The sequence below is a fragment of the Streptomyces sp. P9-A2 genome (assembly GCF_036634175.1).
GTDB classification, from domain to species: Bacteria; Actinomycetota; Actinomycetes; order Streptomycetales; family Streptomycetaceae; genus Streptomyces; species Streptomyces pratens.
This window is the reverse complement of record NZ_JAZIFX010000001.1, coordinates 4,355,831-4,369,574: the sequence shown is the minus strand read 5'-3', so window position 1 is coordinate 4,369,574 and position 13,744 is coordinate 4,355,831. Positions and strand designations below refer to the sequence as shown.

Genomic DNA, 13,744 nt, shown 5'->3' with positions numbered 1-13,744 from the left:
CGCTCTGCCGCCTTCCCCCGCCGTGAGCAACAGCCTGAGGATAAGCCGGGCACGGTCCGGGGCGAGCCGGGTGTTGTCTACGGTTCCGTAACAGGAGGTCCGAGGTCGTCGAGCACCGCGCACAGGCGTTCCAGCGTCTGGACCGCCTGTGCGAGTTCGGTTTCGCCGAACGCCTCCGCGAGGCGTTGCGCGTAGGCCGCGTGGCCGGGGCCGATCCCCGCGACGGCCGCGCGCCCCCGCTCGGTGACGGCGAGGAGCTTGGCGCGGCGGTGCGCCGGGTTGGGCCGGTACTCGGCGAGACCGCGCTCGACCAGCAGGTCGGCGACGCGCTGCACGCTCTGCCGGGTGATGCCCATGACGCGGGCGATGCCGGAGACCGGCAGGGGTTCGCGGAGGACCGCGCCGAGCACCTGCCACCGGGCGGCGGTGAGTCCGGCGGGCCGGGCGAGTTCCTCGGCGACCGCGAGGAACTCGCCGTTCAGCCGGAAGGCACCGAGCGCGCCGCGGCTGAGCAGATCCCGCTGTTCGCGGCTCACCGGCCCAGGGCCTTCTCGAGCTCGGCGTACGCCTGGGGGTCGGAGTCGTGGAAGAGCCGGTACCAGGCGTCGATCGCCGGTTCGTCGTAGGCGCCGAGCAGCCGGAAGACCTCGCGGGCGAAGGCGACGGGTTCGGTGGGTCCGGCGGTGACGAGTCCGCCGTCGGTGACGGCGTCGGCCTCCGCGTACCGAGCGCCGCCGGCGTAACCGGTCGCGGCCAGGTAGAAGGAGGCGGCACTGGTGTGCGCCCGCTCGTCGAGCAGTCCCTCGCGGGCGAGTCCGGCGGTGGCGCCGCAGATGGCGGCGACGGGCACACCGGCGTCGAGGAAGGCGCGGGCCGCGCGGGCGAAGGGGGCGAGGTCGTCGCCCTCGTCCCAGAGGCGGGCGCCGGTGAGGATCAGCAGCGCGCTGTCCTCGGGCCGCAGTTCGTCGAGCGCGAGGTCGGGCAGCACGCGCAGCCCGCCGACGCTGGTGACGGGCGCCCCGGTGGGCGCGACGGTACGGACCTCGTACCCGGCGAGGGCGAGGTGCGCGGTGGTGTGACCGGTCTCCCAGTCGGCGAAGGTGTCGTAGACGGCGAGATGGACGGGCTTGCGGGTCATGACCGCTCCCTGGCGTGCGCCGGTGAATGAGGCTGCCGCGACGGCGGCCGGCCGGGCCGACCCCGACCGACCCTCATGACAGCATGCTGACAGATGTGCAGCATGCTGTCAAAAATGGAGGGTCGCGACTTACGCTCGCCCGTATGACTGCCCAGCCGATGACCGCACAGCCGAACCCCGAGACCGGGGTCTCCGTGAAGGCCGCCGACCGTGCCCACGTCTTCCACTCCTGGTCCGCGCAGGAGCTGATCGACCCGCTCGCCGTCGCCGGGGCCCAGGGGTCGTACTTCTGGGACTACGAGGGCCGGCGCTACCTCGACTTCACCAGTGGGCTCGTCTTCACCAACGTCGGCCACCAGCACCCCAAGGTCGTCGCCGCGATCCAGGAGCAGGCCGGCCGGATGACGACGTTCGCGCCCGCGTTCGCCGTCGAGGCGCGGTCGGAGGCGGCCCGGCTGATCGCCGAGCGGACACCGGGCGACCTGGACAAGGTCTTCTTCACCAACGGGGGCGCGGACGCCGTCGAGCACGCCGTCCGCATGGCGCGGCTGCACACCGGACGGCCCAAGGTGCTCTCCGCGTACCGCTCGTACCACGGCGGCACCCAGCAGACGATCAACCTCACCGGCGACCCGCGCCGTTGGGCCTCCGACAGTGGTACGGCCGGGGTCGTGCGCTTCTGGGCGCCCTTCCTGTACCGCTCCCGCTTCTACGCGCGGACGGAGGAAGAGGAGTGCGCGCGGGCGCTGGAGCACCTGGAGACGACGATCGCCTTCGAGGGGCCGTCGACGATCGCCGCGATCATCCTGGAGACCATCCCGGGGACAGCGGGCATCATGCCGCCGCCGCCCGGTTATCTCGCCGGGGTGCGGGAGCTGTGCGACCAGCACGGGATCGTCTTCGTCCTGGACGAGGTGATGGCCGGGTTCGGCCGGACCGGCACCTGGTTCGCGGCGGACCTGTACGACGTCGTGCCGGATCTGATGACCTTCGCGAAGGGCGTCAACTCCGGCTACGTACCGCTCGGCGGCGTCGCGATCTCGGGCGCGATCGCCGAGACGTTCGCGAAACGGCCCTACCCGGGCGGGCTCACCTACTCCGGGCATCCGCTGGCCTGCGCCGCGGCCGTCGCGACGATCAACGCCATGGCCGAGGAGGGCATCGTCGAGAACGCCGCACGGCTGGGGGCGTCCGTCGTCGGGCCGGCGCTGCGTGAACTGGCGGAGCGGCACCCCAGCGTGGGCGAGGTCCGCGGGGTCGGCATGTTCTGGGCGCTGGAACTGGTGCGGAACCGGGAGACCCGGGAGCCGCTGGTCCCCTACAACGCGACCGGTGAGGCGGGCGCCCCCATGGCCGCCTTCGCCGCCGCCGCGAAGGCGGCGGGACTGTGGCCGTTCGTGAACATGAACCGCACCCACGTCGTCCCGCCGTGCACCGTGAGCGAGGCCGAGCTGAAGGAGGGCCTGGCCGCGCTGGACTCGGCGCTGTCGGCGGCGGACGAGTTCGTGGACCGGCCGTGAGGAGATGACCCGGTCATTCGAACAGGCGTAGGCCACTCGAACACGTAAAGTGGCGTGACCGTGGACGGACACGTGCGCCGAACACGTGCGCTGGGTGCGTGCGCTGGATGCGTCCGGCCGGCGCCCGGGACACACGCACCGCCCGCCCCCACACGTGGGACGGTCACGCCACTCGAACACGACAAGGGAGACGCCCGACCATGCCCGGCATCAGCGGCAACGGCGCGGTGACGCGCAGCACGCTGCGGCAGCAGATCGCCGACGCGCTCCGGGACGAGGTGCTGGCCGGGCGGATGGAGCCGGGGCAGGAGTTCACCGTCAAGGAGATCGCCGACCAGTACGGGGTGTCCGCGACCCCCGTACGGGAGGCGCTGGTCGACCTGTCGGCGCAGGGGCTGCTCGACTCCGACCAGCACCGGGGCTTCCGGGTGCACGAGTACTCCGTCGACGACTTCCGCGGCATGATCGAGGCCCGCACGCTGGTGATCGACGGGATGTTCCGGGCCCTGTCCGACGTCAACGGCCGCCTGGCGCGCCTGCGGCCCGAGGAACCACGGGTCGCCGCCGCGCTCGCCGGAGTCCGGCGACGCGGGGAGGAGGCCCAGCGTTCCGCCCTCGCCGGCGACCTCACCGTGGTGATCGGCTACGACCTGCGCTTCTGGCGCGAGCTCGTGACCCTGTTCGGCAACCCCCACCTCACCGCCTTCCTGCACCGGATCCGCGTCCAGACCTGGGTCTGCGTGGTCCAGCACCTGCGGCGCCTGCCCGATCTGCGGGGGCAGCTGTGGTCCGAACACACCGAGCTGGTCGACGCGCTGGTGCGCCGTGACACCGATTCCGCCCGCGCGGTCGTCGCGTCGTACAACGCCCACTCCCTGGCCCTCGTCGAACAGCTCCCCGCGGACTGAACGGCCCGGAGCGAGCGCGAAGTGGAGCCCGGGGGCCGGGGCCCGCGTCGTCTGTGTTGGTATGGGTAGAGGATCTGCACGAGGGGTGTCACCCTCGTGCCCCGCCGGTACCCTTCCCTGACCTCCGTACTGGACGCACCGGACGTACCGGATGTGGTGGACGCGCTATGCGAGGAGCCCTCTTTGGCCTGTGACCTGTGGCTGGTACCGCTCGTCGACGTGTTGTGCCATACCCCCGACAATCCGTTCGCCGAGGAACTCGCGCAGTACAACGAGGTACTGGCCGGGGCCGGGCTGCCGCCGGTTCCGGTGTATCAGTACATGCCGGGCCTGTCCGGCGAGGTCGCCCCGGTCGCGGGCTTCGACTACGACGCGCTGCACTTCCTGCGGCGCACGTATCTGCTCCAGGTGTGCGGACTGCCGGTCACGCCGGTGGGCGAGCTGGGCGGCGACTACGAGCAGTTGCTGGAGATGTTCGAGTCGACGGCCCAGCAGTCGCACCTGGTCTGGCACTACGACCACGCGGGGGCCTACGTGCCCGTGGACTTCCCGCACCCGCTCTCCAGCGACGAACTCCTCGCCGGAGGCGGCCCGCTGGGCTCCTCCCACGCGCTGCTGCGGGAACTGGAGGTCGTCGCCCCGGCCCTCGGCATCGACCCCGCGAACCCGCCGGCCGCACCGCAGCCTCCGCAGGGACCGACCGAGCTGGAGGAACCCGCCGTCCCCGCGCCGTACGATCCCAGCCCCTTCGCCCGCGAACGCCACGTCTGGCTCGGCCTGCACGCGGCGGCCACCCGCAGCCTGGCCCAGGGCTCGATGATCGTCTTCAGCTGAGCCCCGGGCGGCGGCAGGCTCGTCCCGGACGGCCTGAACGCCCCGGACGGCCCGGACATGAAAACGTCCCGGCGGCCCTGGACGGGCCACCGGGACGTCGGGGTGCGGCGGGGTACGGCGGGAGCGGACTAGAGGAACGAGTTGATCTGGATCGTCTCGTCGCGGCCCGGACCCACACCGATCGCGGAGATCGGGGCGCCGGACATCTCCTCCAGGGCCTTGACGTACGCCTGGGCGTTCTTCGGCAGGTCGGAGAAGGACTTCGCGCCGGTGATGTCCTCGGACCAGCCGGGGAGCATCTCGTAGACGGGCTTCGCGTGGTGGAAGTCCGTCTGGGAGTACGGGAGCTCCTCGACGCGCTTGCCGTCGATCTCGTAGGCCACGCAGACCGGGATCTGCTCCCAGCCGGTGAGGACGTCGAGCTTGGTGAGGAAGAAGTCGGTCAGGCCGTTCACGCGGGTCGCGTAGCGGGCGATGACCGCGTCGAACCAGCCGCAGCGGCGGTCGCGGCCGGTGGTGACGCCACGCTCGCCGCCGATGCGGCGCAGCGCCTCGCCGTCCTCGTCGAAAAGTTCCGTCGGGAACGGGCCGGCGCCGACGCGGGTCGTGTACGCCTTGAGGATGCCGATGACCCGGCTGATCTTCGTCGGGCCCACGCCGGCGCCCGTGCAGGCGCCGCCCGCGGTCGGGTTCGACGAGGTGACGAAGGGGTACGTGCCGTGGTCGATGTCGAGCAGGGTGCCCTGGCCGCCCTCGAAGAGGACCACCTTGTCCTGGTCGAGGGCCTGGTTGAGGACCAGGACGGTGTCGGTGACGTACGGCGCCAGCTTGTCGGCGTAGCCCAGCAGTTCCTCGACCACCTGCTCGACGGCGATCGCGCGCCGGTTGTAGAACTTGGTGAGCATCTGGTTCTTGGCGTCGAGGGCCGCCTCGACCTTCTGGGTGAGGATCGACTCGTCGTACAGGTCCTGGACCCGGATGCCGACGCGGTTGATCTTGTCGGCGTAGGTCGGGCCGATACCGCGGCCCGTGGTGCCGATCTTGCGCTTGCCGAGGAAGCGCTCCGTCACCTTGTCCACCGTCACGTTGTACGGCGTGATGATGTGGGCGTTGCCGCTGATCAGGAGCTTCGACGTGTCGACGCCGCGCTCGTTCAGCCCGCTCAGCTCGGAGAACAGGACAGAGGGGTCGACGACGACACCGTTGCCGATGACGGGAGTGCAACCAGGAGACAGGATTCCGGAAGGGAGCAGGTGGAGGGCGTACTTCTGGTCGCCCACGACCACCGTGTGGCCGGCGTTGTTGCCGCCTTGGTAACGCACCACGTAGTCGACGGATCCGCCGAGCAGGTCCGTCGCCTTTCCCTTGCCTTCGTCACCCCACTGAGCACCGAGCAGCACAAGTGCGGGCACGCGCGTACACCCCTTCCGGGCGGGGCATGTCCAGGGTCAAGGGCATACGCGGAGGATCTCCACCGCGCACACACCGCGACCACCGTGGCCGCCAACCGTCGGACCGTATGCCCCGGAATAGACGAAGCCCCTGCGCAACAGCGCAAGGGGCTCTTGCACAAAGATGCTACCCGAGGAAGCGAGGCATGGCCGAGGTGGCGACTTCCCCGACGTCCGATCAGCTCCTGGTGGTCATCGATCCGGTCGCCCGCCGCAGCGACGGCGAGTCCGTACGTATCGCGAAAGACGTGCTCAGCGGGGGTGCGACGACGAAAGTGTGTTTGCCGGACGGGCCGGAGGAGTTCGCCCGCGCGCTCGCCCGGCGGGGCTCGAGGCGCCCGGTGCTGGTCGGTGACGACCGGGCCCTGATGCGGGCGGTGGGACTGCTGCACCGGCAGCGGGAGCTGACCGGCTGCGCACTGTCCCTGGTGCCGGTCGGGGGCACGCTGTCGCTCGCCCGGTCGCTGGGGGTGCCCACGGGGGCGGTGGCCGCGGCGCGCGCCGTGCTGGACGGCGCCGAGCGGCGGATGAACCTGCTGGTGGACGACAGCGACGGCGTGGTGCTCGGCGCGGTGCGGATTCCGCCGGTCGGCGCCGACCGGGTACGGGAGGAGGACGCCGAAGAGGCCGAGGACCCGGAGGACCCCTACAGGGCCCCCTGGGCGGGGCAGCGTCCATGGCTGCGGACCTGCCAGTCCCTGGTACGGACCCTGGTGCCGGTCCGGCCGCCCCGGGTCGCCTCCGCCCTCGAGGGCGGGCCGGTCCGGCTGCGGGTGGAGGTCGACGGGAAGACCCTCGTCGACCTGCGTCAGCCGGTGGAGTCCGTCTCCATCGTCCCCGGGCCCGGCGGGATCGCCCGGGTCGAGGTGCGGCCGGTGTCCGTCGGCGCGGAAGCGTCGCTGCTGCTGGCCGAGGGACACACGGTGACGGTGTCGGGAGCGCACTTCCGCTACCGGGCGGACGCCCTGGTGTCCGGGCCGGTGGGCACCCGGACGTGGGTGGCCCGGGAGGACGCCTGGGGGCTGACGCTGCCGGCCAGGTGACGCGCGGGACGGACGACCCATAGGACGGACGACCCGCGGGACGGATGACGCACGGGACGGATGACGCAGACCTGGCCGGCGGCTACGGCATCGTCCGCGTGCCGGTATCGGGGCGGTGTCCTCTTCCTCCTCGCCCGACCAGGGTGAAGACGGTCAGGGCGACCGACGCCGCGGCCCCCGTGGCCAGCGCGTCCGCGACGTAGTGGTTCAGGGCCGGGCGCAGGACGTCGACGAGACCGAACAGCGTCACGGCCCCCGCCGGACCGGCCGCGAACGCGGCCGGCCAGGAGCGGTGGCGCGTGAAGAACCACCGGACGAGTCCCATGCCGACGAGGGGAGCAACGGGCACATGCGGCTCGTCGAACACGGCGAGGACCCCGTATCCCAGACCGCAGACCGTCCAGCAGGCGGCAGCCACGAGCACCGCCTCGCTCCAGGGGACGAACCGGCTCACTCCTGCCCCGCCTTGTTCGCGGCGGCCCGGGCCCGACGGCGTTCCCGCCCCCGGGACACACCCGCTGCCAGCACCGAGCCGACCACGAGCGGCCCGGCGACCCACGTGATCAGGTCCGTCACACGGCCCGGGTTCCCACCGGCCGCCATGGTCACCGCCTTCACGGCGAAGAGGACCCCCAGCAGCGCAAAGCTGAACCCCCAGGCACGGACCACCCGTACGGACCCCTGGATCACCGACCCCGGTGGCCGTCGCGGCCGGCGCACCGCCTGCCAGCCCAGCCATGCACAACCCAGCCCCATGCCCGCGGCGAGCACATACACGGCCGTTTCCAGCACCCCGTTCACGCTCCCGAACATCCGCGCCTCCCCTCCCACTTCCCGCAGCCCCCGCAACGCCGGGACCGCTGAGTGAACATCATGATCGTCCGGAGGCCGCTCCTTCATCTGCCGGACCCGGCAGACGACCCGCGCGGTTGCCTGCCGATATCCGGCAGGGCGGGGAAACCGGGAGCCGGGGTGAGGGCGTCCTGGTGGGTATGGAACGGGACGCGATGACGTGCGGAGGGTGTCTGGTGTCGGTGGCGGGGGCCGTGGGGGCCGTGCTCGCCTGGGGGACGTCGGACCGTACGCAGCGGCATCTCGGCAACGGGTTCGAGAACGAGGGGATGGATTTCGGCGCCGTCCTCACCGAGCTGCCGCTCGTCTTTCTCGCCGGAGCCGTTCTGCCCGCTCTGCTCTGGTGGCTGGGCGCGCGGGTGCTGCGGCGGAGGCGGAGGTCAGAGTTCCACGTGTAGTCCCGCCAGGCCTCTCATCACGAAGTTCGGATTCCGTTCCGGTTCCGTCGCCGGCCGGAGTGTCGGGGCCCGCTCCAGCAGGGACGTCATGGACGCCGCCAGTTCGATGCGGGCCAGGGGGGCGCCGATGCAGTAGTGGATGCCCGCGCTGAAGGAGATGTGCGGGTTGTCCGCGCGGGTGAGGTCCAGGCGGGCGGGGTCGGTGAAAACGGCCGGGTCGTGGTTGGCGGAGCCGAAGAGCATGGCGATCTCCGCGCCCCGGGGGATCACCGTGCCGTCGATCTCGATGTCGTCCAGGACCCAGCGTTCGAAGAGCTGGAGCGGGGTGTCGTAGCGCATCAGCTCCTCGACGGCCGTCGGGACGAGGGAGTGGTCGGCCCGCAGGGCCGCCAGCTGGTCCGGGTTACGGAAGAGGGCCAGCCAGCCGTTGGTCGTGGCGTTCACCGTGGCCTCGTGACCGGCGTTCAGGAGCAGCACGCAGGTCGAGATCATCTCCTGCTCGGTGAGGCGGTCGTCCTCGTCGTGGGCCGCGATCAGCCCCGAGATCAGGTCGTCGCCCGGCTCCTTGCGGCGGGCCGCGATCAGCTCGCGCAGGTAGTCCGAGAAGTCGGTCGACGCGCGGACCGCCTTCGCCGCCGTCTCCTCGGACGGGTTCAGCTCGTACATTCCGCAGATGTCCGCCGACCAGGGGCGCAGCGGCGCACGCTCGGACTCCGGGATGCCCAGCATCTCGGCGATGACGGCGACCGGGAGCGGTTCGGCCAGGTCCCCCAGCAGGTCGCCGCCGCCCGCCGCCACCAGCCGGGACACCAGGTCGTCCGCGAGCCCCCGCACGTACGGCTTCAGCCGCTCCACGGTGCGCGGGGTGAACGCCTTCGACACCAGCCGCCGGATGCGGGTGTGGTCCGGCGGTTCCAGGTCGAGCATGCCGTGGTCGTTGAGGGTGTGGAACGGCTCCTGCTCTGGTGGCGGGGCGGTCCGGCCGAACTCCTCGTGGGTGAAGCGGTGCTGGTACGTCCGCCCCAGCCGCCGGTCCCGCAGCAGCGCGGAGACGTCCGCGTGGTGGGGAACCAGCCACTGGTTCGTCGGCTCGAACCAGTGCACCCGCCCCCGTTCCCGCAGCTCGGCGTAGGCGGGATACGGGTCGGCGAGGAACGCCGGGTTCCACGGGTCGAACGCAAGGTCGGATTCAGCCGTCATGGACGGACCATAGGGCGCCGACCGGGTTTGTGCCCAGAGGCGTCCGTCCGGCCGGCTCGCTCCGCAGCCACCCGGCCGTCCGCGACGACGCCTGCGCACCCTCGGATCCGGAAGCCGAGCGGGGAGCCAGGAGCCGACTGGAATCGGTGATGTGCGAGTCCTGCAAGGAGACCCTCCGTCGGGCGAAGTTCTCCGCGTTGATCGGCTTGAACGCCGCGAGGGAGGGAAGCAGATCCTTCCGGAGGATGATCCACGCCGTCGAGGACCTCCTGGGCCATACCCCTGGGTGATGCCCCGTTACGGATGAGTCCCCCGGAGGCCGACCCCGCAGCAGCGCCGAAGCGTCCGTCCGATGCAGCCCGTCGAGTGGTGTACCGGATTCCCGCGGTCCCGGCGCCGTGGTTCCCGACACCGTGGTTGCGGGCCGGAGACGGGTGCCTTATTGAAAAGCGTGAGCACTTGGTGGGCAAGTGTCACGTGAGAGCTCAGATGAGCGGCATTGGGACACTTGCGGCCGAAGTGCTCACGCTTTTGGAACGACATGTCCCGCCCCGAGCCCCGGCCGGGAACGGGCCCCTGTGTCGAGAACCGGCGAGGCCGCTGAACGCCCGGGATCACGCCCCTGGTCGAGCGTTCCGCTTCACGTGCTCGACGAAGGCCGCGAAGGAGAGGGCGGGGACGGAAAGGACGGCGCGGGCGGGGGCCTTGGAGTCGCGTATGGCTATGCGGGGGTGCGACTCCGCGATCTCTACGCAGGTGTCGCCGTCGCCGCCGCCCGAGTAAGTGGACTTACGCCAACGCATGGCCTCAGTCATGTCTCGCCTCACAGTTCCTTCGTCAAGCGGTGGATGAAGTCCCGCGACGCGGTGGGAGTCAGCGACGCGTCCTGCATTCTAAGGAAAAGCGTTCGAAGCTGCTTCAGTTGTGCGTTCGCATGGATGAAGGCAACCCCGGTGGGGGCGTCCCGAAGACCGGTGTCCAATTGAGGGACCGGACCACCCGCGTACATCATCGAGATCCCGGCGCCGCCAAAGCCGTCCTGATCGAACGGGATGACCCTCACCTTGGCCTGTCCTTGCTCGATTTGGTACAGGATCTGCTGGAGTTGAGCGCGAGAAACACTGCGGTCCGCCACGCGGACACGAAGAGCGCACTCGTGGATCAGCGTCTCGTACGGGGTCGCGTTGTCGCCTGCGACCACAGCACGTCGCTTCATCCGGTGCTCCACACGGGTGGTCAACTCGCTTTCGGGCAAGCCGGGATGCACATATGTGTAGATCGCGCGTGCGTAGTCAGCAGTCTGCAGCAGCCCTGGAACATGCGTGATCACGACCTCCCGCAGGAACGTCGCATGGTGCTCGACTTCAGCGGTGTCCTGGAACACCGGTGGCAGCACTCCCCGGTACTCCTCCCACCAACCACGCGTACGGTCGGTCGCCATGGCAACAAGCGCATCGATCAATGCCTCGTCCGTGCAGGCGTAGTGAGCCGCGAGCCGCCGCACCCGCTCTTCGCTGACACCGGCGAAGCCCAGCTCCATCTGGCTGATCTGAGCCGAGGTCGAATTCAGCAACCCGGCTACCTCGCGCGCCTTCAGCCCAGCCACCTCACGCAGACGTCGCAGCTCGGCACCCAGACGCACCTGTCGCCCGGTGGCATGACTCCTCGGCGGCATTCACCCTCCTCAACCCACTTGCCGGCACCACTCATTCGAGTGCCAGACTACGACAGCACCTTGCAACGGCAATAATTATTGCCGTACCGTCAGTGACGCGACGCACACGCTGCGAAACCCCGGGGCACCGGAAGTGCACCGCTCCGTCCTGTTCTGACGGCTGCGGCAGAGACACCGCCCGGCGGCTGCGGCACCCCCACCTCACCGAACGGAGTCGACGCATGCCCGAAAACGAGTCCTGGGAGTACTCCTTGTACATTCCGAACGATCCGCGCGCCGTGGCCATCAGTCGCCGCACCCTCCGCCTGATCCTCACGATGCACGGCCTGATCCGCCTGGTCGACGTCGCCGAACTGCTGGCGGCGGAGCTGATCACCAACGCCGTGACGCACACCAAGGGGCCCGCCGCGCTGCGGGTGCGCTGGTCGGCCGGCGTGCTGCGGATCGGCGCGTGGGACGCCAACCCCGAACCACCTGACACTTCAACGGAGTTGAACGGCAGCACCACCGATGAGGGCGGCCGGGGGCTTGCCCTGGTCAGGGCCTGCTCCGACCTGTGGGGCTGGCATCCGCTCTCCAGGTTCGGCAACCGGGGCAAGTACGTGTGGTGCGAACTCGCCGGTCAGCCCGGTCAGCCAGGTCAGCCCGGTGTCACCAGCCGGGCCTCGTAGGCGAAGACGGCTGCTTGGGTGCGGTCGCGGAGGCCCAACTTCACCAGGATACGGCTCACATGCGTCTTGATCGTCGACTCGGCGACCACCAGGCGGCCGGCGATCTCCGCGTTCGACAGGCCCTGTGCGATGAGCACCAGGACCTCCGTCTCGCGTTCGGTCAGGTCGCCGTAGGCCGCCTGCGCGGACGGCATCAGGCGCGGGGCCTCGGACAGCTTGGAGAACTCCGTGATCAGGCGTTTGGTCACCGCGGGGGCGAGCAGCGCCTCTCCGGAGGCGACCACCCGCACCCCGTCGGCGAGTTGGCGGGCGGAGGCGTCCTTGAGGAGGAAGCCGGAGGCGCCCGCGCGCAGCGCCTGGTAGACGTACTCGTCGAGGTCGAAGGTGGTCAGCACCAGCACCTTCGCGGCGCTGTCGGCGGCGACGATCTCGCGGGTCGCCTCGATACCGTTCAGCTCGGGCATGCGGATGTCCATCAGGACGACGTCGGGGGCGAGTTCACGGACCCGCTCCACCGCCTGCCGGCCGTTGACGGCCTCGCCGACGACCTCGATGCCCGGCATCGCGTTCAACAGGACCGAGAAGCCCTCGCGCACCATCATCTGGTCGTCCGCGATCAGAACGCGGATGGTGCGGTCGTCGTCACTCATGCGTCACCTTCGTTCACCGAGGCGACCGGCAGGAACACCGCGACCTCGTAGCCACCGTCGTCGGTCGGGCCGACCGTCATCTCGCCGTTCAGCATGGTGACCCGCTCGCGCATACCGGTGACGCCGTGCCCGGCGCCGGGCGAGGGCTTCAGCAGGTTCGGTGCGGGCGCCGGGCCGTTGACCACGCGCAGGCCGAGGCCGCCGAGGACGTACCCGATCTCGACGCGGGCGCTCGCCCCGGGCGCGTGCCGCAGGCTGTTGCTCAGCGCCTCCTGCACGATCCGGTACGCCGACAGCTCCACGCCCTGCGGCAGCTCGCGCACCGCCCCGGTCACCGCCTTCTCCACGTCCAGACCGGTGTCCCGCACATTGGCGAGCAGGGCGTCCAGGTCGGCGAGGGTGGGCTGCGGGGCGTCGGGGACCTCGTAGTCCTCGGCGCGGACCACGCCGAGGACCCGGCGCAGCTCGGTGAGGGCGGCCACCGCGTTCTCGCGGATGGTGACGAAGGCTCGCTCCAGCTCGGGCGGCGGGTTCTCCACCCGGTAGGGCGCGGCCTCGGCCTGGATGGCGACGACTGACATGTGGTGGGCGACCACGTCGTGCAGCTCGCGGGCGATGGTGGTGCGCTCCTCGAGGAGCGTGCGCCGGGAGCGTTCGTGCGCGGTGACCGTCTGCTGGGCGGTCACCTCCTGCTGGGCGGTGTGACGGACGTGCCGGAGGGAGACCAGGAGCAGGGCGAAGGCGGACGTCACCATCATGGGCCCGCTGTTCGTGTAGTAGTACGACCCGCCGAAAATGATGTCCGAGAGGAAGGCGTACACGACGGTCAGGACCCACATCCAGGCGGCGGTGCGGGGCCGGGTGCGCAGCGCCACGACGACCAGCACCGCCAGGTGGCAGATGAACGCGCCGGGCATCCACGGCCATTCGGTTCCGCTGCCGTTGAGGACCGCGACCACCGGGGTCACCGCCAGCGACAGCCAGAACGCGCCGACCGGCCGGACCAGCGTGGCGAGCACCGGGACCGCGCACAGCAGGCCGGCCAGCAGGGCCAGTACGTCCCCGCCGGGCAGGCCGCCCGCCAGCGCGCCGGCGCACAGGGTGAGCAGCGCGACCGCCCCCACCAGCGCGTGCGGGAGGTGTTCCGCGGAGGACCTCAGCCGGCCGGGCAGCCGGCGGACGAACGGGCCGTCCGTCCGCCGGCGCGGCAGCGGTCGGTAGGCGAAGGCCTCGTCGAACAGGTCGTGGCGCAGCCCGCGCAGGGAGTTCTGGGCCAGCCGGTACTCCGGGCTGCGGGTCTTGGCCCCGTCCCCGGGCGGCGGGGCCGCGGGGTGGGCGTGGGTCGTCTCAGTCACGGTCACACGTTAGGCCGACCGGGTGGTCGGGGGCGTCCCCGCTGAGAGG

16 protein-coding genes are annotated in these 13,744 nt (G+C 70.9%); 6 read left to right on the top strand and 10 right to left on the bottom strand.

Annotated features, from left to right (window positions below):
* Window positions 1–77 precede the first annotated feature (77 nt).
* Complete coding sequence (locus V4Y04_RS19860; RefSeq protein ID WP_332429536.1) at window positions 78–536, bottom strand: MarR family winged helix-turn-helix transcriptional regulator; 459 nt, start codon at window positions 534–536, stop codon at window positions 78–80.
* Window positions 533–1,138 (bottom strand): DJ-1/PfpI family protein, encoded by a 606-nt coding sequence (locus V4Y04_RS19855; RefSeq protein ID WP_332429535.1) that lies wholly within the window; start codon window positions 1,136–1,138, stop codon window positions 533–535. Before V4Y04_RS19855 ends, V4Y04_RS19860 begins: the two co-directional genes overlap by 4 nt.
* 158 nt (window positions 1,139–1,296) lie before the next feature.
* Between V4Y04_RS19855 and V4Y04_RS19850 the strand changes: the two genes are divergently transcribed.
* The 3 genes from V4Y04_RS19850 (at window position 1,297) to V4Y04_RS19840 (ending at window position 4,400) form a co-directional block, all read left to right on the top strand.
* Complete coding sequence (locus V4Y04_RS19850; RefSeq protein WP_332432920.1) at window positions 1,297–2,658, top strand: aspartate aminotransferase family protein; 1,362 nt, start codon at window positions 1,297–1,299, stop codon at window positions 2,656–2,658.
* Between the two features lie 200 nt (window positions 2,659–2,858).
* A complete protein-coding gene (locus V4Y04_RS19845; protein WP_332429534.1) occupies window positions 2,859–3,566 on the top strand; it encodes a GntR family transcriptional regulator in 708 nt (235 codons plus the stop codon).
* 183 nt (window positions 3,567–3,749) lie between these two features.
* Window positions 3,750–4,400, top strand: coding sequence for a hypothetical protein (locus V4Y04_RS19840; RefSeq protein WP_332429533.1), 651 nt, complete (start codon window positions 3,750–3,752; stop codon window positions 4,398–4,400).
* A 128-nt stretch (window positions 4,401–4,528) separates the two neighbouring features.
* Here V4Y04_RS19840 and V4Y04_RS19835 read toward each other — a convergent pair whose 3' ends face one another.
* Window positions 4,529–5,812, bottom strand: a complete 1,284-nt coding sequence (locus V4Y04_RS19835) for an adenylosuccinate synthase (RefSeq protein WP_332429532.1) — start codon at window positions 5,810–5,812, stop codon at window positions 4,529–4,531.
* 185 nt (window positions 5,813–5,997) lie between these two features.
* On the opposite strand from V4Y04_RS19835, the gene V4Y04_RS19830 reads away from it, so the two are divergent.
* The gene (locus tag V4Y04_RS19830; RefSeq protein WP_332429531.1) at window positions 5,998–6,894 is read left to right on the top strand and encodes a diacylglycerol kinase; all 897 of its coding nucleotides are present in this window, start codon (window positions 5,998–6,000) and stop codon (window positions 6,892–6,894) included.
* A gap of 82 nt (window positions 6,895–6,976) precedes the next feature.
* On the opposite strand, the gene V4Y04_RS19825 is transcribed toward V4Y04_RS19830, so the two are convergent.
* Both V4Y04_RS19825 and V4Y04_RS19820 read right to left on the bottom strand, forming a co-directional pair.
* Window positions 6,977–7,348 (bottom strand): hypothetical protein, encoded by a 372-nt coding sequence (locus V4Y04_RS19825; RefSeq protein WP_332429530.1) that lies wholly within the window; start codon window positions 7,346–7,348, stop codon window positions 6,977–6,979.
* The gene (locus V4Y04_RS19820; protein ID WP_332429529.1) at window positions 7,345–7,707 is read right to left on the bottom strand and encodes a hypothetical protein; all 363 of its coding nucleotides are present in this window, start codon (window positions 7,705–7,707) and stop codon (window positions 7,345–7,347) included. Before V4Y04_RS19820 ends, V4Y04_RS19825 begins: the two co-directional genes overlap by 4 nt.
* A gap of 194 nt (window positions 7,708–7,901) precedes the next feature.
* On the opposite strand from V4Y04_RS19820, the gene V4Y04_RS19815 reads away from it, so the two are divergent.
* Window positions 7,902–8,144, top strand: coding sequence for a hypothetical protein (locus tag V4Y04_RS19815; RefSeq protein WP_332429528.1), 243 nt, complete (start codon window positions 7,902–7,904; stop codon window positions 8,142–8,144).
* Here V4Y04_RS19815 and V4Y04_RS19810 read toward each other — a convergent pair.
* From V4Y04_RS19810 to V4Y04_RS19800, 3 genes are all read right to left on the bottom strand, one after another.
* The gene (locus V4Y04_RS19810; protein ID WP_332429527.1) at window positions 8,127–9,344 is read right to left on the bottom strand and encodes a cytochrome P450; all 1,218 of its coding nucleotides are present in this window, start codon (window positions 9,342–9,344) and stop codon (window positions 8,127–8,129) included. The genes V4Y04_RS19815 and V4Y04_RS19810 overlap by 18 nt on opposite strands.
* Before the next feature lie 614 nt (window positions 9,345–9,958).
* Window positions 9,959–10,159 carry a DUF397 domain-containing protein gene (locus tag V4Y04_RS19805; protein ID WP_332429526.1) on the bottom strand — a complete coding sequence of 67 codons (201 nt, stop codon included), beginning with the start codon at window positions 10,157–10,159 and terminating at the stop codon, window positions 9,959–9,961.
* A gap of 8 nt (window positions 10,160–10,167) precedes the next feature.
* Window positions 10,168–11,019, bottom strand: a complete 852-nt coding sequence (locus V4Y04_RS19800) for a helix-turn-helix domain-containing protein (protein ID WP_332429525.1) — start codon at window positions 11,017–11,019, stop codon at window positions 10,168–10,170.
* A gap of 221 nt (window positions 11,020–11,240) precedes the next feature.
* Here V4Y04_RS19800 and V4Y04_RS19795 point away from each other — a divergent pair, with 221 nt between their 5' ends.
* On the top strand, window positions 11,241–11,690 hold the full coding sequence (locus V4Y04_RS19795) for an ATP-binding protein (protein WP_332429524.1): 450 nt from the start codon (window positions 11,241–11,243) through the stop codon (window positions 11,688–11,690).
* On the opposite strand, the gene V4Y04_RS19790 is transcribed toward V4Y04_RS19795, so the two are convergent.
* Both V4Y04_RS19790 and V4Y04_RS19785 read right to left on the bottom strand, forming a co-directional pair.
* Entirely contained in the window at window positions 11,660–12,340 is a 681-nt protein-coding gene (locus tag V4Y04_RS19790) for a response regulator transcription factor (protein ID WP_332429523.1), read from the bottom strand. The genes V4Y04_RS19795 and V4Y04_RS19790 overlap by 31 nt on opposite strands.
* The gene (locus V4Y04_RS19785; RefSeq protein ID WP_332429522.1) at window positions 12,337–13,695 is read right to left on the bottom strand and encodes a sensor histidine kinase; all 1,359 of its coding nucleotides are present in this window, start codon (window positions 13,693–13,695) and stop codon (window positions 12,337–12,339) included. Before V4Y04_RS19785 ends, V4Y04_RS19790 begins: the two co-directional genes overlap by 4 nt.
* Window positions 13,696–13,744: the final 49 nt, after the last annotated feature.

Excerpts from the sequence above, each read along its gene's own strand:
- V4Y04_RS19855 (WP_332429535.1), bottom strand. The coding sequence starts at position 1,138 with ATGACCCGCAAGCCCGTCCATCTCGCCGTCTACGACACCTTCGCCGAC.
- V4Y04_RS19850 (WP_332432920.1), top strand. The coding sequence starts at position 1,297 with ATGACCGCACAGCCGAACCCCGAGACCGGGGTCTCCGTGAAGGCCGCC.
- V4Y04_RS19845 (WP_332429534.1), top strand. The coding sequence starts at position 2,859 with ATGCCCGGCATCAGCGGCAACGGCGCGGTGACGCGCAGCACGCTGCGG.
- V4Y04_RS19830 (WP_332429531.1), top strand. The coding sequence starts at position 5,998 with ATGGCCGAGGTGGCGACTTCCCCGACGTCCGATCAGCTCCTGGTGGTC.
- V4Y04_RS19820 (WP_332429529.1), bottom strand. The coding sequence starts at position 7,707 with ATGTTCGGGAGCGTGAACGGGGTGCTGGAAACGGCCGTGTATGTGCTC.
- V4Y04_RS19815 (WP_332429528.1), top strand. The coding sequence starts at position 7,902 with ATGACGTGCGGAGGGTGTCTGGTGTCGGTGGCGGGGGCCGTGGGGGCC.
- V4Y04_RS19810 (WP_332429527.1), bottom strand. The coding sequence starts at position 9,344 with ATGACGGCTGAATCCGACCTTGCGTTCGACCCGTGGAACCCGGCGTTC.
- V4Y04_RS19805 (WP_332429526.1), bottom strand. The coding sequence starts at position 10,159 with ATGACTGAGGCCATGCGTTGGCGTAAGTCCACTTACTCGGGCGGCGGC.
- V4Y04_RS19800 (WP_332429525.1), bottom strand. The coding sequence starts at position 11,019 with ATGCCGCCGAGGAGTCATGCCACCGGGCGACAGGTGCGTCTGGGTGCC.
- V4Y04_RS19795 (WP_332429524.1), top strand. The coding sequence starts at position 11,241 with ATGCCCGAAAACGAGTCCTGGGAGTACTCCTTGTACATTCCGAACGAT.
- V4Y04_RS19790 (WP_332429523.1), bottom strand. The coding sequence starts at position 12,340 with ATGAGTGACGACGACCGCACCATCCGCGTTCTGATCGCGGACGACCAG.